Source organism: Burkholderia sp. BE12 (assembly GCF_002959955.1).
Classification (GTDB): domain Bacteria; phylum Pseudomonadota; class Gammaproteobacteria; order Burkholderiales; family Burkholderiaceae; genus Burkholderia.
In genome coordinates this window covers 65,488-90,479 of the sequence record NZ_PREY01000013.1, presented here as the reverse complement: position 1 = coordinate 90,479, position 24,992 = coordinate 65,488, and the positions used below count along the sequence as shown (strand labels likewise).

Sequence of the window (24,992 nt, the reverse complement as noted above, 5' to 3'; positions counted from 1 at the left end):
TAGGTTGCAACCGGATAAGTGTCTGATTATATTGAATAACTTATGGGTGCAACCTGCCTCTCAATTTGGTTGCACCTTTTTATTGCGTGCCGTAGGATTTCGCGCATCCTCTTACACCACATTGCCGGGCTCGCACCGGCGCACGAACCCACCATGGCAAGCACGACTCTCGGCGTCAAAGTCGACGACCTTCTCCGCTCGCGCCTCAAGGACGCCGCCGCGCGTCTGGAGCGCACTCCCCACTGGCTGATCAAGCAGGCGATCTTCGCGTATCTCGAGCGGATCGAGCACGGCCAGTTGCCGGCCGAGCTGTCGGGCCACAGCGGCGTGACGGAGCTCGCCGACGGGCAGGCCGCGGACGGCGACGACGACAACTCGTCGCATCCGTTCCTCGAGTTCGCGCAGAACGTGCAGCCGCAATCGGTGCTGCGCGCGGCGATCACGGCCGCGTACCGCCGCCCGGAACCGGAATGCGTGCCGTTCCTGCTCGGCCAGGCGCGTCTCCCCGCGAACCTGCAGGCGGACGCGCAGGCGCTCGCGACGAAGCTGGTCGAGACGCTGCGCGAGAAGAGCTCGGGCGGCGGCGTCGAAGGGCTGATCCACGAGTTCTCGCTGTCGAGCCAGGAAGGCGTTGCGCTGATGTGTCTCGCCGAAGCGCTGCTGCGTATTCCCGATCGCGCGACGCGCGATGCGCTGATCCGCGACAAGATCAGCAAGGGCGACTGGCGCTCGCACGTCGGCCACGCGCCGTCGCTGTTCGTGAACGCGGCGACGTGGGGGCTGATGATCACCGGCAAGCTCGTGACGACCAACAGCGAAGCGGGCCTGTCGTCGGCGCTCACGCGCCTGATCGGCCGCGGCGGCGAGCCGCTGATCCGCAAGGGCGTCGACATGGCGATGCGCCTGATGGGCGAGCAGTTCGTCACCGGCGAAACGATCTCCGAAGCACTCGCGAACAGCCGCAAGTACGAAGCGCGCGGCTTCCGCTATTCGTACGACATGCTCGGCGAAGCGGCAACGACCGAAGAGGATGCGCTGCGCTACTACGCGTCGTACGAACAGGCGATCCATGCGATCGGCAAGGCGGCCGGCGGCCGCGGCATCTACGAAGGCCCGGGCATCTCGATCAAGCTGTCGGCGCTGCACGCGCGCTACTCGCGCTCGCAGCAGGACCGCACGATGAGCGAACTGCTGCCGCGCGTGCGTGCGCTCGCGCTGCTCGCGCGCCGCTACGACATCGGGCTGAACATCGACGCGGAAGAGGCCGACCGCCTCGAACTGTCGCTCGACCTGCTCGAGGCGCTGTGTTTCGATCCGGAGCTCGCGGGCTGGAACGGCATCGGCTTCGTCGTGCAGGGCTACCAGAAGCGCTGCCCGTTCGTCATCGACTACCTGATCGATCTCGCGCGCCGCAGCCGTCACCGCCTGATGATCCGTCTGGTGAAGGGCGCGTACTGGGATACCGAAATCAAGCGGGCGCAGGTCGACGGCCTCGAAGGCTATCCGGTCTACACGCGCAAGATCTACACCGACGTGTCGTACCTCGCGTGCGCGAAGAAGCTGCTCGCGGCGCCGGATGCCGTGTATCCGCAGTTCGCGACGCACAACGCGTACACGCTGGCCGCGATCTACCAGCTCGCGGGCCAGAACTACTACCCGGGCCAGTACGAATTCCAGTGCCTGCACGGGATGGGCGAGCCGCTGTACGAGGAAGTCACGGGCCGCGACAAGCTGAACCGTCCGTGCCGCGTGTACGCACCGGTCGGCACGCACGAGACGCTGCTCGCGTACCTCGTGCGCCGTCTGCTGGAAAACGGCGCGAACACGTCGTTCGTGAACCGTATCGCCGACAAGACGGTGTCGGTGAAGGAACTGGTCGCCGATCCGGCCGACGAAGCATCGAAGGTCGTGCCGCTCGGCGCGCCGCACGCGAAGATCCCGCTGCCGCGCAACCTGTATGGCGACGAGCGTCCCAACTCGATGGGCCTCGACCTGTCGAACGAACACCGTCTCGCGTCGCTGTCGTCCGCGCTGCTCGCGAGCGCGCACCATCCGTGGCGCGCGGCGCCGATGCTCGCCGACGACGCGCTCGCCGACGCACCGGCACGCGACGTGCGCAACCCGGCCGACCAGCGCGACGTGGTCGGCACGGTCAGCGAAGCGACGGCCGAACACGTGAGCGCGGCGCTCGCGCACGCGGTGGCCGCCGCCCCGATCTGGCAGGCGACGCCGGTCGACGCGCGCGCCGATTGCCTGGTGCGCGCGGCCGACCTGCTCGAAGCGCAGATGCACACGCTGATGGGCCTGATCGTGCGCGAAGCCGGCAAGTCGCTGCCTAACGCGATCGCCGAGATCCGCGAAGCGGTCGACTTCCTGCGCTACTACGCGGCGCAGATCCGCGGCGAATTCTCGAACGACACGCACCGTCCGCTCGGCCCCGTGGTCTGCATCAGCCCGTGGAACTTCCCGCTCGCGATCTTCATGGGCCAGGTGGCCGCGGCGCTGGCCGCCGGCAACACGGTGCTCGCGAAGCCGGCCGAACAGACTCCGCTGATCGCCGCGCAAGCCGTGCGCCTGCTGCGCGAGGCCGGGGTGCCGGCCGGCGCGGTGCAACTGCTGCCGGGCACCGGCGAGACCGTCGGCGCGGCGCTGGTCGCCGATCCGCGCACGCGTGCGGTGATGTTCACGGGTTCGACCGAAGTCGCGCGCCTGATCAACAAGACGCTCTCCGCGCGCCTCGATCCGGACGGCAAGCCGATTCCGCTGATCGCCGAAACGGGCGGCCAGAACGCGATGATCGTCGACTCGTCGGCGCTCGCGGAGCAGGTCGTCGCGGACGTGATGCAGTCGTCGTTCGACTCGGCCGGTCAACGGTGTTCGGCGCTGCGCGTTCTGTGTCTGCAGGACGACGTCGCGGACCGCACGCTGACGATGCTCAAGGGCGCGATGCACGAGCTGACGCTCGGCAACCCCGACCGGCTGTCGACCGACGTCGGCCCGGTGATCGACGCCGAAGCGAAGCAGACGATCGACACGCACGTCGCGGCGATGAAGGACAAGGGCCACGCGGTCACGCAACTGCCGATGCCCGAGACCTGCGCGCACGGCACGTTCGTGCCGCCGACGCTGATCGAGATCGGCAGCATCGACGAGTTGAAGCGTGAAGTGTTCGGCCCCGTGCTGCACGTGGTGCGCTACCGCCGCAACCAGCTCGACAAGCTGCTCGAGCAGATCCGCGCGACCGGCTACGGGCTGACGCTGGGCATCCACACGCGGATCGACGAGACGATCGCGCACGTGATCTCGAATGCGCACGTGGGCAACATCTACGTGAACCGCAACGTGATCGGCGCGGTGGTCGGCGTGCAGCCGTTCGGCGGCGAAGGGCTGTCGGGCACGGGCCCGAAGGCCGGCGGCGCGCTGTACCTGCAGCGCCTGCTCGCGACGCGTCCGTCGGGCCTGCCGCGCTCGCTCGCGCAGTCGCTGGTGGCGGACGGCGCGACCGAAAGCGATGCGCGCGGCAACCCGGCGGCGGCGCTCACGACGCTGCGCGACTGGCTGATCGAGCAGCGCGAGCCGGCACTGGCCGCGCGTTGCGACGGCTATCTCGCGCAGGTGCCGGCCGGCGCGACCGCCGTGCTGACCGGCCCGACGGGCGAGCGAAACACGTATACACTCGGCCCGCGCGGCACGGTGCTGTGTGTCGCGGCCACGCCGGGCGGCGCGCGTGCGCAGTTCGCGGCGGTGCTGGCGACGGGCAACCGCGCGTTGTTCGCCGGCGCGGCGGGCGAGGCGCTGGTCGCCGCGCTGCCGGCGTCGCTGAAGGCGCACGCGGCCGTGCGCAAGCAGGCCGACGCGCCGTTCGACGCGGTGCTGTTCGAAGGCGACAGCGACGAGCTGCAGACGCTCGTGAAGGACGTCGCGCAGCGGCCGGGCCCGATCGTGTCGGTGCAGGGCGTGTCGGTGGGCGCGTTCGAGAACGGCGATGCGGAAGACTACGCGCTCGAGCGGCTCCTGACGGAGCGCTCGGTGAGCGTGAACACGGCCGCGGCGGGCGGCAATGCGAATTTGATGACGATCGGCTGATCATCCTTGCCGTTCGGATCAAACAAAGGAAGCGGCAAGGCGATCCCGAAGCCGCTCCATTTACCCTGGTACCAAGGAGATGCTATGCAACACACGATGAAAAAGGTGGCAGGCGCGACGTTCGTCGCGGTCATGTCGCTGGCGGGGACGGCCCATGCGGATGACGTGAAGATCGGTTACGCAGGGCCGATGACGGGCGCGCAGGCGCACTACGGCAAGGATATGCAGAACGGGATCGTGCTCGCGCTGGAGGATTTCAACGCGACGAACCCGAAGATCGGCGGCAAGGCCGTGAAGTTCGTGCTCGACACGCAGGACGACCAGGCTGACCCGCGCACGGGTACGACGGTCGCGCAGAAGCTGGTCGACGACGGCATCAAGGGCATGCTCGGCCACTTCAACTCGGGCACGACGATTCCGGCCTCGCGCATCTACGCTAACGCCGGCATTCCGGAAATCGCGATGGCGACGGCGCCGGAATACACGCAGCAAGGCTACAAGACGACCTTCCGCATGATGACGTCCGACACGCAGCAGGGCTCGGTGGCCGGCACGTTCGCGTCGAAGGATCTCGGCATGAAGAAGATCGCGATCGTCGACGACCGCACGGCCTACGGCCAGGGTCTCGCCGACCAGTTCGAGAAGGCCGCGAAGGCCGGCGGCGCGACGATCGTCGACCGTGAATTCACGAACGACAAGGCCGTCGACTTCAAGGCGATTCTCACGAAGCTGAAGGCGGCCAAGCCGGACCTCGTCTACTACGGCGGCGCGGATTCGCAGGCAGCGCCGATGGTCAAGCAGATGAAGACGCTCGGCATCACCGCACCGCTGATGAGCGGCGAAATGGTGAAGACGCCGACGTTCCTGAAGATCGCGGGCAACGCGGCCGAAGGCACGATCGCGTCGCTGGCCGGCCTCCCGCTGGAAGAAATGCCGGGCGGCAAGGGTTACGCCGACAAGTACAAGAAGCGCTTCGGCGAAGACGTGCAGACGTACTCGCCGTACGCGTACGACGGCGCGATGGCGATGCTGAACGCGATGAAGAAGGCCGATTCGACCGACCCGGCGAAGTACCTGCCGGTGCTCGCGAAGACCGACATGGCCGGCGTCACGTCGACCCACGTCGCGTATGACGCGAAGGGCGACCTGAAGAACGGCGGCATCACGATGTACAAGGTCGAGAAGGGCGAGTGGAAGCCGCTGAAGAGCATCGGCGGCAAGTAAGCAGCCGGTCGTGATGTTCTGAAGCGCGGGCGGCGGCGAAGGTCGCTGCCCGGCCGCTCATGCATGTAAAAAAGCCACCGGGCCGTCGAGCTCGGTGGCTTTTTTTATCGGCGTGAGCGGAGGCTACTCCCCGCGCACGCGCAGCAGGAACTTCTGCAGCTTGCCGGTCGGCGTGCGCGGCAGCGCCTGCACGAACGTGAATTCGCGCGGGATCTTGTACGCGGCGAGCCGCTCGCCGCAGAACGTGCGCAGCGCATCCGCATCGAGCACCGCGTTCGCCCGCGTCACGACGTGCGCGACGACCGTCTCGCCCCAGTCCGGATGCGGGACGCCCACGACCGCCGCCTCGGCGATGTCCGGGTGCGCACCGAGCACGTCCTCCACTTCCTTCGAATAGACGTTCTCGCCGCCGGTGACGATCATGTCCTTCAGCCGGTCGACGATGAACAGGTAGCCATCCTGATCGATCCGCGCGAGGTCGCCGGTGCGATACCAGCCGTGCGGCGTGAACGCGGCGCGCGTCGCGGCCGCGTCGTCGAGATAGCCGAGCATCATGCAGTCGGCCTTCAGCCAGATCTCGCCGGTTTCGCCCGGCCGCGCATCGACGCCGTCCATCCGCACGACCCGCAGGTCGACGCCCGGGCCGCCCTGGCGGCCGATGGAGCCCGCCTTCGCGATCTGCTCGTCCGGATACAGCGTCGTGCCGGCCGGCCCGGTTTCCGTCATCCCGTACACGTGGAAGAACGGGTGGCTGCGGTACGCGTGGGCGAGCCGTTCGGCCTGCGCGGCGCCGATCGGGCCGCCGCCGTACAGCCACGCGCGCACGCTCGACAGGTCGAATGCCGCGAAGCCGTCGATCGTGTCGAGCGGCAGCGTATACGACACCGGCGCGCCGAAATACAGCGTCACGCGCTCGCGCTCGACGGTCTGCAGGAAGCGCAGCGGATGGTATTCGCGCAGCAGCACGACGGTGCCGCCCGCGTACAGCGTGCCGCCGAACCAGTTGTTCAGCGGCGACGAATGCCAGATCGGCATCGCCATCAGCGTGCGCTCGTCGCGGCCGATCCCGGTCGCGAGCGCCGCCTGCATCGCCGCGAGCGTCACGGTGCGATGACTGTGCACGCACCCCTTCGGGCGGCCGGTCGTGCCGGACGTGTAGAGGATCTGCGCGATGTCGTCGTCGGCCGGCTCGATGCCCGCGAGGCCGTCCATCGTCGCGCACATCGCGTCGAAGTTCGGCACGCCGTCGAGTTCGCCCTCGGTCACGAGCCGCCGCGCCGGATGCACGATGCGCTCGACCACCGGCGCGAGCGTCACGTCGAACAGCAGCGCCTTGCTGCCGCTGTGTTCGAGCACGTAGTCGACCTCCGGCGCCTGCAGCTTGTGGTTGACCGGCACGAATGCCGCGCCGAGGCGCCATGCGCCGAACATCAGGTCGACGAAGGCCGGCGTGTTGAGGCACATCGCGGCGACACGGTCGCCGGCCGCGACGCCGAGCGCGCTCAGCACGGCCGCCGCGCGGTGCGAACGCTCGCGCGCGGCCGCATACGTGATCGTCGCGGATTCGCTGACGAGGAACGGCTTGTCGGGCGTCGCACGGGCGGCGCGGTCGAGGGCGGCGACGAGGTTCATCGAGGCTCCGGGGCGGGGCGAACGACTGCGAATTCGGTTGAACGGGCCGGCGTCAGGCCGGGTACGCGCGCTGCAGCAGTGCGGCGACGTCGATCGCGTGCGGCTCGAAGCCGCCCGCGATGCGGCCCCAGTCGGGCGCGGCGAGCCGCGTCGCGACGAACGCGTCGGCGACGGCCGCCGGCGCATCGCGGCGCAGCAGGCACGCCTGCGCGACGATCGCGAGCCGCTGCGCGAACACGCGGCCCGATGCCTCGAGCGTGTCGGCCGGGGCGGCGAGCATCGCGCGCAACGCGTCGAGCGCCGCGCGAATGCGCGGTTCGCCCGCGCCGAGGTCGGCCAATTCGTCGAACAGCGCGGCGGCCGCGTCGGGCTCGCGCGACACGGCGCGCAGCACGTCGAGACACATCACGTTACCCGAGCCTTCCCAGATCGAGTTGACGGGCGCCTCGCGGAAGAGGCGCGCGATCGGGCCGTCGTCGACGTAGCCGTTGCCGCCGAACACTTCCATCACCTCGCCGGTCAGCTCGACTGCGCGCTTGCAGACCCAGAATTTCGCGGCGGGCGTGACGATCCGCTTCCATGCGCGTTCGCGCGGCGAGTCGTCGCGTTCGAACGCGTCGGCAAGGCGCATCGCGAGCGACAGCGCCGCCTCGCTTTCGAGCGCGAGATCGGCGAGCACGGTGCGCATCAGCGGCTGCTCGGCGAGCGCGCGGCCGAATGCATGGCGCTGGCGCGTGTAGGCGATCGCCTGCACGACGCCCTGGCGCAGCATCGCCGCGCTGCCGAGCACGCAGTTCAGCCGCGTGGTGGTGGCCATCTCGATGATGGTCGGAATGCCGCGGCCTTCGTCGCCGAGCATGATCCCCCACGCATCGTTCAGCTCGACCTCGCTGCTCGAGTTGCTGCGGTTGCCGACCTTGTTCTTCAGCCGCTGGATCTCGACTGCGTTCTTCGTGCCGTCCGGCCGCCAGCGCGGCACGTAGAAGCACGACGGGCCGCCGGCTTCGGTGCGTGCGACGACGAGGTGCGCGTCGCACATCGGCGCGGAGAAGAACCACTTGTGGCCGCGCAGCCGGTATTCGCCGCCGCGCCCGCCCGCGCCGACCGGCGTGGCGAGCGTCGTGTTCGCGCGCACGTCGGAGCCGCCCTGTTTCTCGGTCATGCCCATGCCGAACCAGATCGCGGGCTTGTCGGCGACCGGCACGTCGCGCGGGTCGTAGTCATCGCTGTAGAGCTTGTCGCGCAACAGGTCCCACAGCGCCGGCTCCTTCTGCAGCACGGGGATCGCGGCCTGCGTCATCGTCGCGGGACACAGCGTGCCGGCCTCGATCTGGCCGTGCAGGTAGAAGCCGGCGGCCGTCGCGGCCCAGCGGCCGCGGCGCGCGTCGCGGAACGCGAGCGACACGAAGCCTTCGTGGCGATACTGGCCGAGCAGTGCGTGCCATGCGGGATGGAAGTCGACGCGGTCGATGCGCCGGCCGCGCCGGTCGAACGCGTTCAGTTCGGGCGTGTGGCGGTTCGCTTCGTCGGCGAGCCGCGCGGTGTCGGCGCTCCCGAGCCGCGCGCCGTACGCGTCGAGCTGCGGCACGGCCCAGTCGGCGCCCGCCCGGGCGAGCGCGCCGCGCAGCGCGAGATCCGTCGCGAAGAGGTTATAGTCGACGAGTTCGTCGAACTGGTTCGTGACGGCGTGAGTCGAGTCGATCATCGCGGTTGTCTCCGGTCTCATGCTTCGCGGTCAGCCGGCGTCGTGCCGCGCGGAGGGCGCTTCGGCGCGGGTTCCGGCTTCCGGTAAACGGATGCCCTGCTGAATTTCAGAGTAGCAAATATGCCGCCGCGACATGTTCAGGTTCCGGCGCCGCCCGGCTCGCCGGCGGCGCAACCCGCGCCCGCGTTGCGCCGCCGGCCGCGCCAGTCGCGCGCGCAGGCGAGCTCCGACGCGCTGCAACAGGCGTTCGTTCAGCTTTTGCTCGAACGCGGCTACGCGAAGGCGACGATCCGCGAGATCGCGGCCGTCGCGGGCGTCAGCATCGGCACCTTCTACGAGTATTTCGGCGACAAGCAGAGCCTCGCGGCGCTCTGCATCCACCGCCGCGTGCTGGCGCTGGCCGACCGGCTGCGCGACACGGTGCAGCGGTTGCGCGGCGCGCCGCGGGCCAGGCTCGCCGCCGCGCTGGTCGACCTCCAGGTCGAGACGATCGCTGCCGACGCGGCGCTGTGGGGCGCGCTGTTCGCGCTGGAGCGGCAGGTGTCGCCGCTGACCGCCTATCGCCGGCATTACGACGCCTATGTCGCGCTGTGGCGCGACGCGCTCGCGCACGCGGCCGACCCGCCGCCGGCCGAGCGGCTCGACGGGCTCGCGCGGATGGCCCACACGATCTGCTACGGCGGGCTGTCGCAGGCGCTGCTGACGCTCGGGCCGGCGCTCGATTTCGCCGCGCAACGCCGCGAACTGCGGGCCGTGCTGCTCGCGTACCTCGCGGCGGCGAATGGATAGCCTTTCGTAGGGGAAATGCCTGATTCGCATGTCGAGGCCGCAGATCAGCCTTGCCGCTGCGTACTTCTCGCCGCGAGCCATGAGAAAAATGCATGGCCGCCATGACGAACTTTCGATTGTCCGCCGATATTGGCTGGGGCTAAATCATGCGGCAGATGCAGGGCCGCGCAGGGCGGGCCCGCCGAAGGACATCAGGAGGAGGAGTCATGCGAAGCGCCGCCGCGCCCCGTTCAAAACTGCCCGACGTCGGGACGACGATCTTCACGGTGATCGGCCAGCTGGCCGCGCAACACGATGCGTTGAACCTGTCGCAGGGCGCACCCAATTTCGCGCCCGATCCGGCGCTCGTCGAAGGCGTCGCGCGTGCGATGCGCGACGGCCACAACCAGTACGCGCCGATGGCCGGCGTGATCGCGCTGCGCGAGCGGCTCGCCGAGAAGACCGAGGCGCTGTACGGCGCCCGCTACGACCCCGCGACCGAGATCACGGTGATCGCGAGCGCGAGCGAGGGGCTTTATGCGGCGATCAGCGCGCTCGTGCATCCGGGCGACGAGGTGATCTATTTCGAGCCGTCGTTCGACAGCTATGCGCCGATCGTGCGGCTGCAGGGCGCGACGCCGGTCGCGATCAAGCTGTCGCCCGAGCATTTCCGCGTGAACTGGGACGAGGTGGCCGCGGCCATCACGCCGCGCACGCGGATGATCATCGTCAACACGCCGCACAACCCGACCGCGACGGTGTTCTCCGCCGACGATCTCGAGCGGCTCGCGCAGCTCACGCGCGACACGGGCATCGTGGTGCTGTCCGACGAAGTCTACGAGCACGTGGTGTTCGACGGCGCGCGACACCAGAGCGTCGCGCGCCACCGCGAGCTGGCCGAGCGCAGCGTGATCGTGTCGTCGTTCGGCAAGTCGTTCCACGTGACCGGCTGGCGGGTCGGCCATTGCCTCGCGCCGGCCGAGCTGATGGACGAGATCCGCAAGGTGCATCAATTCATGGTGTTCTCGGCCGACACGCCGATGCAGGTCGCGTTCGCCGAAATCCTCGCGCGGCCGGACAGCTATCTCGGCCTGTCGGCGTTCTACCAGGCCAAGCGCGACCTGCTCGCGCGCGAGCTGGCCGATTCGCGTTTCGAGCTGCTGCCGAGCGAAGGCTCGTTCTTCATGCTCGCGCGCTTTCGCCACTTCTCGGATGAAAGCGACAGCGATTTCGTGCTGCGCCTGATCCGCGACGCGCGCGTCGCGACGATTCCGCTGTCGGCGTTCTATACCGACGGCACCGACGCCGGCGTGATCCGGCTCAGCTTTTCGAAGGACGACGCGACGCTGGTCGAAGGCGCGCGGCGACTGCGTTCGCTGTAGAAAAACCGGCGACGGGCAACCGGCGACGGGCACGTCGCATCGACCAGACACAGGAGATCACGATGAAGCACACGGCCACCCTGAAACTCGCATTCGCACTTGCGTGCGCAATCGGCTCCGGCGCGGCGCTCGCCGATGCGCCGACGCTGCGTTTCGGCCTCGAAGCGCAATACCCGCCATTCGAATCGAAGGCGCCGAACGGCGACCTGCAGGGCTTCGACATCGACGTCGGCAATGCCGTCTGCCAGACGGCGAAGCTGTCGTGCAAATGGGTCGAGACGTCGTTCGACGGGCTGATTCCGGCGCTGAAGGGCCGCAAGTTCGACGCGATCAACTCGGCGATGAACGCCACCGAGCAACGGCGCCAGGCGATCGACTTCACGACGATCATCTATCGCGTGCCGACCCAGTTGATCGCGCGCACCGGCAGCGGCCTGCTGCCGACGCCGGAATCGCTGAAGGGCAAGCGCGTAGGCGTGCTGCAGGCGTCGATCCAGGAAACCTTCGCGAAGGCGCACTGGGAGCCGGCCGGCGTCGCGGTCGTCGCGTACCAGGACCAGAACCAGGCGTATGCGGATCTGGTGGCGGGCCGCCTCGACGCGACGCTCGTGCTCGCGCCGTCCGGCCAGCGCGGCTTCCTGTCGCGCCCTGACGGCAAGGGCTTCTCGTTCGTCGGCCAGCCGGTGCACGACGACAGGATTCTCGGCAGCGGCATCGCGTTCGGGCTGCGCAAGGGCGACGACGCGTTGAAGGCGAAGCTCGACGCGGCGATCGACAAGCTGAAGGCGGACGGCACGGTGAAGTCGCTCGGCCTGAAGTATTTCGGCGATATCGACATCTCGACGAAGTAAGCGGGGCCGCGCACGATGCCGACCCCGAACCCGACCGCCGCGGGCAGCGCACCGGACGGCATGCCGCTGCCGGACGATGCACGCGATGCCGTGCTCGCCGCCGAACTGGGCGATGCGCTCGTCACGCGCGCGGCCGATATCGACCCGCGTTATTTCACCGCGTACAACGAGCCGGCCGGCGTGCGGCCGCGTGCGCTGGTGCGCCCGCGCAGCGTCGACGACGTGTCGCGCACGCTCGCGGCATGTATGCGGCTCGGCCAGCCGGTCGTGCCGCAAGGCGGGCTGACGGGGCTCGCGCGCGGCGCGGTCGCACTGGGCGGCGAGGCCGTGCTGTCGATGGAGCGCTTCGCGGGCATCGAGGCGCTCGACGCGGCGGCCGGCACGATCACCGTGCGCGCGGGCACGCCGCTGCAGACGGTGCAGGACGCCGCTGAAGCGGCGGGCTTCACGTTCGGTGTCGATCTCGGCGCGCGCGGTTCGTGCCAGATCGGCGGCATGCTTGCGACCAATGCGGGCGGCACGCGCGCGATCCGCTACGGGATGATGCGCGAGCAGGTGCTCGGGCTCGAGGTCGTGCTCGCGGACGGCACGGTCGTGTCGTCGATGAACCGGATGCTGAAGAACAACGCCGGCTACGACCTGAAGCACCTGTTCATCGGTAGCGAAGGAACGCTCGGCGTCATCACGCGCGCGGTGCTGCGGCTGCATCCGTTGCTCGCGGCGCCGGCCACGGCGCTGTGCCGCGTGCGCGACTACGATGCGGTGGTCGGGCTGTGGAACCGCATGCGCGCGCTGCCGGAGGTCGTCAGTTTCGAGGCGATGTGGCCGGCGTTCTACGACTACGTCGCGCGCCATACGCCGGGTGTAACCGCGCCGTTCTCGGGCGACGGCGGTTTCGCGGTGTTGATCGAATGCGCGACGAGCGCGCCGGGCGGCGATGCGCACCATGCGCTCGAAACGGGGCTGGCCGCGGGGTTCGATGCAGCGCTCATCGACGATGCGGTACTCGCGAGCTCCGAGCGGCAGGCGCGCGATTTGTGGACGCTGCGCGAAGGCCTCGCGATCGATGCGCTGCCCCATCTCGTCAACTTCGACGTGAGTCTGCCGACGGGCGAACTCGGCACGTTCGCCGAGCGCTGCGAGGCGGCGTTGCGCGCGCGCTGGCCGGCGCTCACGTGCCTGTTCTTCGGCCATGTCGGCGACGGCAACGTGCATATCGGCGTGTCGCTGGCCGGGATGACCGACGCGGACGCCGATGCGCTCGATCGCTGCGTGTATGCGGTGGTGCGCGACATGGGCGGCTCGGTGTCGGCCGAGCACGGGATCGGCGTGCTCAAGCGTCCTTATCTCGCGTACACGCGCAGCGACGCGGAAATCGGGCTGATGCGGCGCCTGAAGGCCGCGCTCGACCCGCGCGGGATTCTGAATCCCGGCAAGGTGCTTTGACGAGGGCGATTCCCGTTGCCGACGGGAATCGGCCTTCGTGACGCGTCAGCCGTCCACCCAGCGCAGCGCGCCGATCTTCAGGTGTTCGACCACACTGCGCGCCCAGTCGAGCTCCGCATTGAGCAGCACCAGCGCATGCTCGTTTTGCAGCAGGAACAGGCGCGGCACCTGATCGGCCTGCGCGGTGGCGCGCAGCGCTTCCAGCCGCTCGCGCTCGGCGTCGAGCCGGGCGATGCGCAGTTCGAGCTGATGGCGCGCATCTTCCGCATCGAGCAGGGGCAGGAACGCGAGGCCGGCGCCGAACGCCGGGAATTCATTCGCGGGCTCCGCGAGCAGTGTATGCAACCACGCCTGCCCCGCCGTGTGCCCGGCTTCGGTCAGCGCATACAGAGTGCGCTCCGGAAACGCGCCGTCGCGCTCGGTGTCGTGTACGGCGATCAGCCCGTCGCGCAGCAGCCGGTCGATCGTCTGGTACAGGCTCGTACGCTGCCGTACGTTGACGACTTCGTCGTATCCGCGCGCCTTCAGTTGCTGCAGCATCCCGTACGGATGCATCGGCGTTTCGGTGAGCGTCGCGAGGACGGCCAGCGCGAGTGGGGACGGGCGGCTCATAGACATGAATAGTTAAAGTATAACTAGTAATAATATAACTATTCTCAAGAAGACTATCCTGTTTGACAAGGGTTTCAGCCGAGGTGCGAGCGCTTCGCGGCCGGCGCGACGGTTTCCATCGTCGCGAGGCCGTGCACGATTCCGCAATCCTCGACCGAATGCTCGCCGACGCACCGGCGGCGCAATTCGGTGAGCTGATCGCGCAGATGCGTCAATTCCGCGAGGCGTGCATCGACGTGTCCGATGTGATCGTCGAGCAGCGAATTGATCGAATCGCAGCGATCGGCCGGCGTGTCGGTGAGTTGCAGCAGCGCGCGGATTTCGTCGTGCGCCATGTCGAGCGCGCGGCAATTGCGGATGAAGCGCAGCCGCTCGACGTGCACGTCGGTGTAGTTGCGATAGTTCGAATCGGTGCGCTCCGCGTCCGGCATCAGACCCTCTTTCTCGTAGAAACGGATCGTCTCGGGGGTGCAGCGGGCCGCTTTGGCCAGTTCGCCAATCTTCATGCCTTTCTCCCGTGTAAGGGTTGACCTTGTAGTGGCTTCAGGGTGTTAACTCTACACCGTCAAGCCACAAAGGAGGTTGTCATGACCGACGCCCAGCGTCCCCACGACCCACGACACCGTCAGGCCGGCGGCGCCGACGCCTGCCGCGCCGATTCGCGCGACACGCAGACGGCGACCGTAGCCGACGCGGCGCCGGCGGCCGGCGAGCGCGCGCACGGCCATGGCCACGATCACGATCACGGGCACGCTCACGCAGCTCACGCAGCTCACGCAGCTCACGCAGCTCACGGCGATGCGGGTGATGACCACGATCGCGACCATGTTGGCGACGGCAAGCATGTACACGGCGCCACGTGCTCGCACGACCACGCCGCGCATGACCATGCCGGTCACGACCACGACCACGACCACGACCACGACCACGCGGCCGGCGAGTGCTGCGCGCCGGCCTCGCTGACGCTCGCGCCGCTGCCGGTCGCGCAGGCGACCGCGTCGGGCCACGTGCGCTCCGCGTTCCGGATCATGCAGATGGACTGCCCGACCGAGGAAACGCTGATTCGCAAAAAGCTCGGCGGGATGGGCGAAGTGTCGGCGCTCGAATTCAACCTGATGCAGCGGATGCTGACCGTCGAGCACGTGCCCGGCGCGCAGCCGGCGATCGAGGGCGCGATCCGCACGCTCGGAATGACGCCGGAGGCCGCCACGGCCGGCGCCCCGGCGGCGCGCGTCGCCGAGGCGCCCGCGAAGCCGTGGTGGCCGCTGGCGCTCGCCGGCGTCGCCGCGCTCGCGTCCGAAGGCGCGACCTGGGCCGGGCTCCCGGTGTGGCTGTCGGCGGCGCTCGCGCTGGCCGCGGTGCTCGCGTGCGGGCTCACCACGTACAAGAAGGGCTGGATCGCGATCCGTAACGGCAACCTGAACATCAACGCGCTGATGAGCATCGCGGTGACGGGCGCGATGGCGATCGGCCAGTGGCCGGAGGCCGCCATGGTGATGGTGCTGTTCACGATCGCCGAGCTGATCGAGGCGAAGTCGCTCGACCGTGCGCGCAATGCGATCCAGGGCTTGATGCAGCTCGCGCCGGATACCGCGACCGTGCGGCAGGCCGACGGCGCGTGGCGCACGATCGAGGCCGCGCAGGTCGCGCTCGGCGCGGTCGTGCGCGTGAAGCCGGGCGAGCGGATCGGGCTGGACGGCGAAGTCGTCGCGGGCCGCTCGACGGTCAACCAGGCGCCGATCACCGGCGAGAGCCTGCCCGTCGAAAAGACCACCGGCGACGCCGTGTACGCGGGCACGATCAACGAATCGGGTTCGTTCGAATACCGCGTGACGGCCGTCGCGGCCAACTCGACGCTCGCGCGGATCATCCATGCGGTCGAGGAAGCGCAGGGCGCGAAGGCGCCGACGCAGCGCTTCGTCGACCAGTTCGCACGCGTCTACACGCCGATCGTGTTCGCGGTCGCGCTGCTGGTTGCGGTGGTGCCGCCGCTCGTGATGGGCGGCGCGTGGCACGACTGGATCTACCGCGCGCTCGTGCTGCTCGTGATCGCGTGCCCGTGCGCGCTGGTGATCTCGACGCCGGTGACGATCGTGTCGGGCCTCGCGGCCGCGGCGCGGCGCGGGATTCTCGTGAAGGGCGGCGTCTATCTGGAAGAAGGGCGCAAGCTTGCGTGGCTCGCGCTCGACAAGACCGGCACGATCACCCACGGCAAGCCGGTGCAGACCGACTTCGACGTTCATGCGGACGGCGCCGATGCGGCGCGCGTGCGGCACCTCGGCGCGAGCCTCGCCGCGCGCTCCGATCACCCGGTGTCGCAGGCGATTGCCGCCGCGGCCCGCGATGCCGGCACGACGGCATTCGCCGATGTCCAGGACTTCGAAGCGATCGTCGGGCGCGGCGTGCGCGGCACGATCGACGGCACGCGCTACTGGCTGGGCAATCACCGGCTCGTCGAGGAGCTCGAGCGTTGTTCGGCGGCGCTCGAGGCGAAGCTCGACGCACTGGAGCGGCAGGGCAAGAGCGTCGTCGTGCTGGTCGACGACACGCGCGTGCTCGGCATCTTCGCGGTGGCCGACACGATCAAGGACACGAGCCGCGACGCGATCGCCGATCTGCATGCGCTCGGCATCCGCACCGCGATGCTGACGGGCGACAACCCGCATACCGCTCAGGCGATCGCGCGCCAGGCCGGCATCGACGACGCGCGCGGCAACCAGTTGCCGGAAGACAAGCTCGCGGCGGTCGAGGAACTGTCGGCGGGCGGCGCGGGCGCGGTCGGGATGGTCGGCGACGGGATCAACGATGCACCGGCGCTCGCGCGCGCCGACATCGGCTTCGCGATGGGCGCGATGGGCACCGACACGGCGATCGAGACGGCCGACGTCGCGCTGATGGACGACGACCTGCGCAAGATCCCGGCGTTCGTGCGGCTGTCGCGCGCGACGCACCGCGTGCTGGTGCAGAACATCGGCTTCGCGCTCGGCGTGAAGGTCGTGTTCCTCGGCCTGACGGTCGCGGGGCTCGGCACGATGTGGATGGCGGTCTTCGCCGACGCGGGCGCGAGCCTGCTCGTCGTGGCCAACGGCTTGCGGCTGCTGTCGTCCTCCGGGGCGTTCGGCGGCGCGCAGGCCAAGCGTTGAGGAGCGGGCGATGCGCTTTCTGAAACGGATGCTCGGCGGCCACGGCGGTGGCCATGGCAGCGGGCACGGCAGCGGGCACGGAAACAGTGGAAACAGCGGAAACAGCGGAAACAGCGGAAACAGCGGAAACAGCGGAAACAGCGGAAACGGTGGTCCCGGCAGCCACGGCGGCCCCGGCAGCGGCAACGGCCATCACGGCGGCCCGCGCCAGGGCGGGCATGGCGGCCACGATGCGCGCGGCCGCGATCGCCACGGCTGGGGCTGGCAGGCGCCGGCCGATGCCGGTGGCGGGCGAGGCGGCCACGGCGGCAACGTGCCGCTGAGCCAGCTCGCGTGCGCGGGCTGCGGCGCGCTCAACGCGGCCGACGCGCGGTTCTGCGCGCAGTGCGGCGCGGCGCAACGCGGCAAGGCTTGCAACCGCTGCCATGCGGCGCTGGCGGCCGACGCGCGGTTCTGTCCCGGCTGCGGGACGCAAGCTGCTTAGATCTGCGTGCGTTCGCGCCGGCCGCGCATGAGCATTGGCCGGCACGTTGCGTTCGACGGCCGGCGCGGCGGCCCGGCGCTCAGCGCAGCGGTCCGGCGCTCAGCGCAGCAGCCCGGCGCTCAGCGCAGCGGTCCGGCGCTCAGCGCAGCAGCCCGTCGCTCAGCGCACCGGCCCGGCGCTCAGCGCAGCGGCAGGTGAATTTCGGTGCGCAGGTCGGCCGGCGCCGTGTCCATCGGCGTATTGAGGTACAGCTCGAACGGCGGCGCGTCGGCGGCTTCGCGGCCCGAGTGACGCAGCCAGTCGCCATAGAGCCACTGATAGGCCGACTTCAGGTCCGCATACGGCCCCGTATGCAGGAGCACCGCGTATTCGCCGCCTGCGATCGTCGCACGCTCCACCGGCGGCTCGGGTGCGACGTCCGGCGCGCCGTCGGCCGGCACGAAGCACGCTTTCGCGCGCAACTGCGCTTCGGGCGTCGTGTCCGGATCGTCGTAGAAAATCCCGATCATCTTCGCGCCCGGGCCGATCAGCCCGTGCTGCCCGGCCCACGCGCCGATCCGCCCGAACGCGTCGCCGGCCTTCATGTACGCGCCGATGTGCGCGACCGCGTAGCCGCGCTGTTCCGGCAGGCGCCGGATCTCGACCTCATGCTTGAACATGTCTGCCTCTCCTCTCTGTAACGGATAAATCGGCCGGTGGGTGCCGGTGCTGCGCGGGCAGCACGCCGTACGCGTCGCGAAACGCCCGCGCGAAAGCGTGCGTCGAACCGTAGCCCGCGCGCCGCGCGATCTCGTCGAGCGGCCGCGCGGTGCAGACCGGATCCTCGGATGCCCGCACCATCCGCATTCGCCGCACCGTCGGCACGATCGATTCGCCGTACAGCGCGCGGTAGACGCGCTGCCAGTGATACGGCGACAGGCACGCGACTTCGGCGAGCCGGTTCAGGTCGAGCGGGCCGTCGAGATGCGCGCCGATGTACGCATGGACACGCGCCACGCTCGCCGCGTAGCGGACCCATGCAGGCGGATCGGTTTTCGTTTCGGCTGCGGGCATCGACGTGTCGTGGCTGGAACCCGACGCCACGGTAGCACGGCCCGAATGGACAAATCTTGCGGAAAAGCGTAGCGGTCCGAAATCCGCCCCTTTTTATTTCACCGAAATAGGGTCTTGTCCCGCTGCGATCTAGAACTAAAGTTAAAGACGGTGAAATCGGGTGATCGCGTCATTTTTCTCGGGTAAGTTGCTCGGACGGAGCACCACGCTTTTCGAAGTACGCAGGTCGTTCGTCGATGTTCAATCGCACCACCACGTTTTCGGGAGAAGAAGAAATGGATGCTTCCAGCTTCATCACGTCGCTGCAGACCACGCTAGGCGGATACCTGCCCAAGATCGCCGGCGCGATCGGCATCCTGGTAGTCGGCTGGCTGATCGCCGTGGTGGTGCGGGCCGGCGCGCTGCGCCTGCTCAACGCACTGAAGGTCGATCAGCGGATCAACGAAAGCACCGGCCAGGGCGCGTGCGTCGAACGCATCATCGCCGGCGGCCTGTTCTGGCTCGTGCTGCTCGTCACCGCGGTGGGCATCTTCAACGTGCTCAACCTGTACGCGGTCTCCAATCCGTTCTCGCTGCTCGTCACGCACATCGTCAACTACCTGCCGAACCTGATCGGCGGCGCGGCGCTGACGCTGATCGCGTGGCTGATCGCGTCGCTGCTGCGCAGCCTAGCGAACCGCGCGCTGAAAGCCAGCAAGGTCGACGCCACGCTGTCCGAAAGCGCCGGCATGCAGCCGATGAGCGGCTATCTCGGCGACGTCCTGTTCTGGCTCGTGATCCTGATGTTCCTGCCGGCGATCCTCGGGGCGTTCGCGCTGTCGGGCCTGCTGTCGCCGGTGCAGGGAATGGTCGACAAGCTGCTCGCGATCGTGCCGAACATCTTCGCGGCCGCGGTGATCGGCTTCGTCGGCTGGATCGTCGCGCGCGTGCTGCGCGGCCTCGTGACGAACCTGCTGGTCGCCGCCGGCGCCGACCGCCTCACGCAAGGGATCGACAGCCCGACGCCCGTACGCGTGTCGAGCCTGGTCGGCACGATCGTCTACGTGTTCGTGTTCGTGCCGACGCTGATCTCCGCGCTCGACGCGCTGAAGATCGACGCGATCTCGATCCCCGCGACCAACATGCTGAACCAGTTCCTCGGCGCGGTGCCGGACATCGTCGCGGCGATCGTGATCGTGCTCGTCACGTTCTACTTCGCGCGCTTCGTCGCGTCGCTCGCGCAGAAACTGCTGGAAGCCGCCGGCGTCGACGGGCTGCCGGCCCTGCTCGGCGTCGAGCGCGTGTTCTCGGGCATCCTGCAGCCGTCGGTGCTGGTCGCGCGGCTGATCGTGTTCTTCGCGATGCTGTTCGCGTCGGTCGAGGCCGCGAACCGGCTCGGCTTCTCGCAGGTGCGCGACGTCGTCACGCTGTTCATCGAATTCGGCGGCCACGTGCTGATGGGCGGCGTGATCCTCGTGATCGGCGTGTGGCTCGCGGGCCTTGCGCGCCGCGTGATCGAGCAGGCCGACCGCGAACACAGCGTGCTGTTCGCGCGCATCGCGCAATTCGCGATCCTCGGCCTCGTGTTCGCGATGGGGCTGCGCGCGATGGGCATCGCGAACGAAATCGTCCAGCTCGCGTTCGGCCTCGTGCTCGGCGCGATCGCGGTGGCGGTCGCGCTGTCGTTCGGCCTCGGCGGCCGCGAGGCGGCCGGCAAGCTGCTCGACCGCTGGTTCAACCAGCGCGGCGGCGGCCAGTAAGCACGGCCGGTCCGGCCGCATCGCGCGGCCGGATCGGCGTGGCAACGCGCGCGGCCGGCGTTTTCGCAAGCGAAACGTCAGCCGCGATCTTTGCCGAATTTCGATAACACGTCGTTTAATGACTCTCTAGCATCGATTCTCAGTCGCGCGGGTCCGCAGGCCCGGCGCCTTTGAGGAGAGAGTCCGATGAAAGCAGAGTCGAATGGCCGGCCCGCCGCCGGCGCCAAGTCGTCCGGTCAGCCCGCGCTGCAGCAGACGCTCGGGACCTGGCAACTGTGGGGCATCGCGGTCGGCCTCGTGATTTCCGGCGAATACTTCGGCTGGAGCTACGGCTGGGCGAGCGCCGGCACGCTGGGCTTCGTGATCACCGCACTGTTCGTCGCGGCGATGTATACCACCTTCATCTTCAGTTTCACCGAGCTGACGACGTCGATCCCGCACGCGGGCGGCCCGTTCGCGTATGCGCGCCGCGCGTTCGGCCCCACCGGCGGCTATCTGGCAGGCGCCGCGACGCTGGTCGAGTTCGTGTTCGCGCCGCCCGCGATCGCGCTCGCGATCGGCGCGTACCTGCACGTGCAGTTTCCGGGGCTCGAACCGAAACACGCGGCAATGGGCGCGTATCTCGTGTTCATGGCGCTGAACATCGTCGGCGTGCAGATCGCGGCGACCTTCGAGCTCGTCGTGACCCTGCTCGCGATCTTCGAGCTGCTGGTGTTCATGGGCGTGGTGTCGCCGGGCTTCGCGTGGAGCAATTTCACGAAGGGCGGCTGGTCGGGCGCCGATCACTTCAGCGTGGGCGCGTTCCACGGGATGTTCGCGGCGATTCCGTTCGCGATCTGGTTCTTCCTCGCGATCGAAGGCGTCGCGATGGCCGCCGAGGAAGCGAAGAACCCCAAGCGCTCGATTCCGATCGCGTACGTGGCCGGGATCCTGACCCTCGTGGCGCTTGCGATCGGCGTGATGGTGTTCGCCGGCGGCGCGGGCGACTGGACCAAGCTCGCGAACATCAACGACCCGCTGCCGCAGGCGATGAAGTACATCGTCGGCGCGAACAGCGGCTGGATGCACATGCTCGTGTGGCTCGGGCTGTTCGGGCTGGTCGCGTCGTTCCACGGGATCATCCTCGGCTATTCGCGCCAGATCTTTGCGCTGGCCCGCGAAGGCTACCTGCCGGAATGGCTCGGGAAGGTGCATCCGCGCTTCAAGACCCCGCATCGCGCGATCCTCGCGGGCGGCGTGGTCGGCATCGCGGCGATCTACAGCGACGAGCTGATCCAGTTCGGCGGACAGACGCTCACCGCGAACATCGTGACGATGTCGGTATTCGGTGCGATCGTGATGTATATCGTCAGCATGGCGTCGCTGTTCAAGCTGCGCCGCTCGCACCCGAACATGGCGCGGCCGTTCCGCGCGCCGCTGTACCCGATCTTCCCGGCATTCGCGATTCTTGCGGCGCTGGTCTGCCTCGGCACGATGGTGTATTTCAACGGGCTGGTGGCGATGGTGTTCGTCGCGTTCCTCGCGCTCGGCTACGCGTACTTCCTCGCGACCCGCGCGCAGCGCGCGAGCGCGCCCGGCGACGCGCTGCTGGAGGAGTGAACGGAATGACGACGGTGCAGGCGAACGTGAAAGGCCGTTCCTGACGGCATCCGGCGCGCCCCGTCGAACGGGCGCGCCGTCGGCTTTTGGCAAGGAGATTCGAACGATGTCCTATACGGAGACGATCGGTCCGCGCACGTACCGCTTCGCGGACCTGAAGACGCTGCTCGCGAAGGCGAGCCCGCTGCGTTCCGGCGACCAGCTCGCCGGCGTCGCGGCGGCGAGCGAGGAGGAGCGCGTCGCCGCGAAGATCGCGCTGGCGGGCGTGCCGCTGAAGGCGTTCCTGAACGAAGCGGTGATCCCGTACGAACACGACGAGGTCACGCGCCTCATCATCGACGATCACGACGCGCAGGCGTTCGCGGACATCTCGCACCTCACCGTCGGCGATTTCCGCAACTGGCTGCTGTCGCCCGCGGCCGACGGCGCCGCGCTGGAGCGGATCGCGCCGGGCCTCACGCCCGAGATGGTCGCGGCCGTGTCGAAGCTGATGCGCAATCAGGACCTGATCGCGGCCGCGCGCAAGCGCCGCGTGGTCACGCGCTTTCGCAACACGGTCGGGCTGGCCGGCCGGATGTCGGTGCGGCTGCAGCCGAACCACCCGACCGACGACGTGAAGGGCATCGCCGCATCGATGCTCGACGGGCTGATGTACGGCTGCGGCGACGCGATGATCGGCATCAACCCGGCCACCGACAGCCTCGCGGCGATCGTGAAGCTGCTCGCGATGATCGACGGTTTCCGCGAACGTTACGGCGTGCCGACGCAGTCTTGCGTGCTCACGCACGTGACCAACACGATCGCGGCGATCGAGAAGGGCGCGCCGGTCGATCTCGTGTTCCAGTCGATCGCGGGCACCGAGAAGGCGAACGCGAGCTTCGGGATCTCGCTCGCGCTGCTCGGCGAGGCGCGCGAGGCCGCGCTGTCGCTGAAGCGCGGCACCGTCGGCAACAACCTGATGTACTTCGAGACGGGCCAGGGCAGTGCGCTGTCGGCGAACGCGCATTTCGGCGTCGACCAGCAGACCTGCGAAGTGCGCGCGTATGCGGTCGCGCGCAAGTTCGAGCCGTTCCTCGTGAACACGGTGGTCGGCTTCATCGGGCCTGAATACCTGTACGACGGCAAGCAGATCATCCGCGCGGGGCTCGAGGATCACTTCTGCGGCAAGCTGCTCGGCGTGCCGATGGGCTGCGACATCTGCTACACGAACCACGCGGAAGCCGACCAGGACGACATGGACACGCTGCTCACGTTGCTGGGCGCGGCCGGCATCAACTTCATCATGGGCATTCCGGGCGCGGACGACGTGATGCTGAACTACCAGAGCACGTCGTTCCACGACCAGCTCTACGTGCGCGAGGTGCTCGGCCTGCGCCGCGCGCCCGAGTTCGAGGAATGGCTGGAGACGATGGAGATCGCCGACGCGCACGGCGCGCTGCGCGCGGCGACGTCGCGTGTGCCGCTGCTGGCGGGCGCGAACGACTGGATGGGGGTGTCCGTATGAGCGACGCCGTCGAGAAGAACCCGTGGGCGCAACTGAAGTCGTTCACGAACGCGCGGATCGCGCTCGGCCGCGCGGGCAACAGCCTGCCGACCGCGCCGCTGCTGGCCTTCAACCTGTCGCATGCGCAGGCGCGCGACGCGGTGCACCAGCCGCTCGACGTGGACGCGCTGCGGCGCGAGATCGAGGCGGCCGGCCTGCTGCCGACGCTCGGCGTGCAGAGCGCCGCGCCCGACCGCGACCATTACCTGCGCCGGCCCGATCTCGGCCGCAAGCTGTCGGACGACAGCCGCGGGCTGCTGGCCGGCTACGGGGCGGCGCTCGACGATGCGCCCGATGTCGTGTTCGTGGTCGGCGACGGGCTGTCGGCGTTCGCCGCCGCGAAGCAGGCGCTGCCGCTGTTGCAGGCCGTGCGGCCGCGGCTCGACGCGGACGGTTGGCGGATCGGCCCGGTGGTGGTCGCGACGCAGGCGCGCGTCGCGCTCGGCGACGAGATCGGCGAGCTGCTGCGCGCGAAGGTGGTCGCGATGCTGATCGGCGAACGGCCCGGGCTCAGTTCGCCGGACAGCCTCGGCGTGTACCTGACGTGGGCGCCGAAGGTCGGCTGTCACGACGCGCTGCGCAACTGCATCTCGAACGTGCGGCCCGAGGGGCTGCCGCACGCGGCCGCCGCGCACAAGCTGCATTACCTGATGACGCACGCGCGCCGCCTCGGGCTGACCGGCGTCGGGCTGAAGGACGACAGCGACGCGCTGCTGCCGCCGGCGGAAGCGGAGCGGATCGGCGCAACTACCTGAACAGCCGTTCGCACAGGAAATCGACGAACACGCGCAGCTTCGGCGACAACTGCCGGCTCGACGGCCACACGATCGAGAACTGCCCCGGCGCGATCCGGTAGTCGTCGAGCACGGTGACGAGCGCGCCGTGCTCGAGCGCGTCGCGCGCGAGGAAGTCGGGCATGTAGCCGATGCCGAGCCCCGCGAGCACGGCGCCGCGCAGCGCCTCCATGTTGTTGCAGGTCATCGCGGTGCGCAGCGCGAGCGGCAGGCCGTCGTCGGCCGCGAGCGCCCAGTCCTGCAGCTTGCCGGTGGTCGGGAAGCAGTAGCGCACGCAGTCGTGCGCCTCGAGGTCGCGCGGCGTGCGCGGCGCGCCGGCCCGCGCGAGATACGCGGGCGTCGCGCACAGCACGAACGCGAACGGCCCGAGCCGCCGCGACATCAGGCTCGAATCGGACAGCGGGCCGCTGCGGATCACCGCGTCGAAACCGCCTTCGACGACGTCGACCATCCGGTCGTTGAAATCGAGATCGAGCTCGACGTCCGGATAGCGCTGCCGGAATTCGGGCAGCACCGGCAGCAGGAAGCGGTAGCCGATCACCGGCAGGCTCACGCGCAGCTTGCCGCGCGGGCGCTGCGCGGACGCCGTCACGGTCGCCTCCGCCTCGCGGAAATCCTCGAGGATGCGCTGGCAGCGCTCGTAGAAATGCCGCCCCTCTTCGGTGAGCGTCACGCGCCGCGTCGTGCGGTTGAACAGCCGTACGCCGAGCGATTGCTCGAGTTTCGCGATCGTCTTGCCGACCGCCGACGCCGAGATGCCGAGCGCGCGGCCGGCCGCGACGAAGCTCAGCGCTTCGGCGGTGCGGACGAACGCGACGATGCCGGTGAGGTTTTCCATTGAATCGAACGGCGTGCGGCGACGCACGCGGCCACGTGAATTGCGGAATTTTAGTCCGTTATATGCGGAACTTCGCGTGGTTTTTCGCAGATT

General features: G+C 69.0%; 19 protein-coding genes and 1 pseudogene. 12 read left to right on the top strand and 8 right to left on the bottom strand.

Annotated features, from left to right (window positions below; all coding sequences use genetic code 11):
* Positions 1-153 precede the first annotated feature (153 nt).
* Together putA and C4B30_RS16675 are read left to right on the top strand one after the other, a co-directional pair.
* Positions 154-4,086, top strand: a complete 3,933-nt coding sequence (gene putA / locus C4B30_RS16680; protein WP_105132706.1) for a trifunctional transcriptional regulator/proline dehydrogenase/L-glutamate gamma-semialdehyde dehydrogenase — start codon at positions 154-156, stop codon at positions 4,084-4,086.
* Positions 4,087-4,170: 84 nt separating this feature from the next.
* A complete protein-coding gene (locus tag C4B30_RS16675; RefSeq protein WP_027783174.1) occupies positions 4,171-5,310 on the top strand; it encodes a branched-chain amino acid ABC transporter substrate-binding protein in 1,140 nt (379 codons plus the stop codon).
* A gap of 123 nt (positions 5,311-5,433) precedes the next feature.
* Here C4B30_RS16675 and C4B30_RS16670 read toward each other — a convergent pair whose 3' ends face one another.
* Both C4B30_RS16670 and C4B30_RS16665 read right to left on the bottom strand, forming a co-directional pair.
* Positions 5,434-6,942: a class I adenylate-forming enzyme family protein gene (locus C4B30_RS16670; protein ID WP_105132705.1), complete on the bottom strand. Its 1,509-nt coding sequence runs from the start codon at positions 6,940-6,942 to the stop codon at positions 5,434-5,436.
* 52 nt (positions 6,943-6,994) lie between these two features.
* Positions 6,995-8,647, bottom strand: a complete 1,653-nt coding sequence (locus C4B30_RS16665) for an acyl-CoA dehydrogenase family protein (RefSeq protein WP_105132704.1) — start codon at positions 8,645-8,647, stop codon at positions 6,995-6,997.
* A 120-nt stretch (positions 8,648-8,767) separates the two neighbouring features.
* Here C4B30_RS16665 and C4B30_RS16660 point away from each other — a divergent pair, with 120 nt between their 5' ends.
* The 4 genes from C4B30_RS16660 to C4B30_RS16645 all read left to right on the top strand — a co-directional run bounded on the left by C4B30_RS16660 (position 8,768) and on the right by C4B30_RS16645 (position 13,094).
* The gene (locus C4B30_RS16660) at positions 8,768-9,436 is read left to right on the top strand and encodes a TetR/AcrR family transcriptional regulator (protein ID WP_089499384.1); all 669 of its coding nucleotides are present in this window, start codon (positions 8,768-8,770) and stop codon (positions 9,434-9,436) included.
* 206 nt (positions 9,437-9,642) lie between these two features.
* The gene (locus C4B30_RS16655; protein WP_105132703.1) at positions 9,643-10,797 is read left to right on the top strand and encodes a pyridoxal phosphate-dependent aminotransferase; all 1,155 of its coding nucleotides are present in this window, start codon (positions 9,643-9,645) and stop codon (positions 10,795-10,797) included.
* A 62-nt stretch (positions 10,798-10,859) separates the two neighbouring features.
* Positions 10,860-11,648: an ABC transporter substrate-binding protein gene (locus C4B30_RS16650; protein WP_089499386.1), complete on the top strand. Its 789-nt coding sequence runs from the start codon at positions 10,860-10,862 to the stop codon at positions 11,646-11,648.
* A 15-nt stretch (positions 11,649-11,663) separates the two neighbouring features.
* Positions 11,664-13,094: an FAD-binding oxidoreductase gene (locus C4B30_RS16645; protein ID WP_105132702.1), complete on the top strand. Its 1,431-nt coding sequence runs from the start codon at positions 11,664-11,666 to the stop codon at positions 13,092-13,094.
* A gap of 45 nt (positions 13,095-13,139) precedes the next feature.
* Here the strand turns inward: C4B30_RS16645 and C4B30_RS16640 are convergent, their stop codons facing one another.
* From C4B30_RS16640 to C4B30_RS36070, 4 genes are all read right to left on the bottom strand, one after another.
* Positions 13,140-13,712, bottom strand: a complete 573-nt coding sequence (locus tag C4B30_RS16640; protein WP_105132701.1) for a PadR family transcriptional regulator — start codon at positions 13,710-13,712, stop codon at positions 13,140-13,142.
* Between the two features lie 68 nt (positions 13,713-13,780).
* Positions 13,781-14,212, bottom strand: coding sequence for a Cd(II)/Pb(II)-responsive transcriptional regulator (gene cadR / locus C4B30_RS16635; protein WP_027783182.1), 432 nt, complete (start codon positions 14,210-14,212; stop codon positions 13,781-13,783).
* A 51-nt stretch (positions 14,213-14,263) separates the two neighbouring features.
* On the bottom strand, positions 14,264-14,629 hold the full coding sequence (locus C4B30_RS35865; RefSeq protein WP_234015433.1) for a hypothetical protein: 366 nt from the start codon (positions 14,627-14,629) through the stop codon (positions 14,264-14,266).
* Positions 14,602-14,736, bottom strand: coding sequence for a hypothetical protein (locus C4B30_RS36070; protein ID WP_267896610.1), 135 nt, complete (start codon positions 14,734-14,736; stop codon positions 14,602-14,604). Before C4B30_RS36070 ends, C4B30_RS35865 begins: the two co-directional genes overlap by 28 nt.
* A 4-nt stretch (positions 14,737-14,740) precedes the next feature.
* On the opposite strand from C4B30_RS36070, the gene C4B30_RS16630 reads away from it, so the two are divergent.
* Positions 14,741-16,849 carry a heavy metal translocating P-type ATPase gene (locus C4B30_RS16630; protein ID WP_234015432.1) on the top strand — a complete coding sequence of 703 codons (2,109 nt, stop codon included), beginning with the start codon at positions 14,741-14,743 and terminating at the stop codon, positions 16,847-16,849.
* A 10-nt stretch (positions 16,850-16,859) separates the two neighbouring features.
* Positions 16,860-17,333, top strand: a complete 474-nt coding sequence (locus C4B30_RS16625) for a zinc ribbon domain-containing protein (RefSeq protein WP_105132699.1) — start codon at positions 16,860-16,862, stop codon at positions 17,331-17,333.
* A 179-nt stretch (positions 17,334-17,512) separates the two neighbouring features.
* On the opposite strand, the pseudogene C4B30_RS36190 reads toward C4B30_RS16625, so the two are convergent.
* Positions 17,513-18,386, bottom strand: a pseudogene (locus C4B30_RS36190) (AraC family transcriptional regulator).
* A 275-nt stretch (positions 18,387-18,661) separates the two neighbouring features.
* Between C4B30_RS36190 and C4B30_RS16610 the strand changes: the two are divergent.
* The 4 genes from C4B30_RS16610 (at position 18,662) to eutC (ending at position 24,022) form a co-directional block, all read left to right on the top strand.
* Complete coding sequence (locus tag C4B30_RS16610; protein WP_105132696.1) at positions 18,662-20,125, top strand: mechanosensitive ion channel; 1,464 nt, start codon at positions 18,662-18,664, stop codon at positions 20,123-20,125.
* A gap of 186 nt (positions 20,126-20,311) precedes the next feature.
* Positions 20,312-21,724 carry an ethanolamine permease gene (gene eat / locus C4B30_RS16605; protein ID WP_089499393.1) on the top strand — a complete coding sequence of 471 codons (1,413 nt, stop codon included), beginning with the start codon at positions 20,312-20,314 and terminating at the stop codon, positions 21,722-21,724.
* A gap of 106 nt (positions 21,725-21,830) precedes the next feature.
* Entirely contained in the window at positions 21,831-23,228 is a 1,398-nt protein-coding gene (locus tag C4B30_RS16600; protein WP_105132695.1) for an ethanolamine ammonia-lyase subunit EutB, read from the top strand.
* Positions 23,225-24,022 carry an ethanolamine ammonia-lyase subunit EutC gene (eutC, locus tag C4B30_RS16595; protein WP_027783188.1) on the top strand — a complete coding sequence of 266 codons (798 nt, stop codon included), beginning with the start codon at positions 23,225-23,227 and terminating at the stop codon, positions 24,020-24,022. Before C4B30_RS16600 ends, eutC begins: the two co-directional genes overlap by 4 nt.
* Here eutC and C4B30_RS16590 read toward each other — a convergent pair.
* Positions 24,015-24,899, bottom strand: coding sequence for a LysR family transcriptional regulator (locus tag C4B30_RS16590; protein WP_105132694.1), 885 nt, complete (start codon positions 24,897-24,899; stop codon positions 24,015-24,017). The two genes, eutC and C4B30_RS16590, sit on opposite strands and share 8 nt — an antisense overlap.
* Between the last annotated feature and the right edge of the window lie 93 nt (positions 24,900-24,992).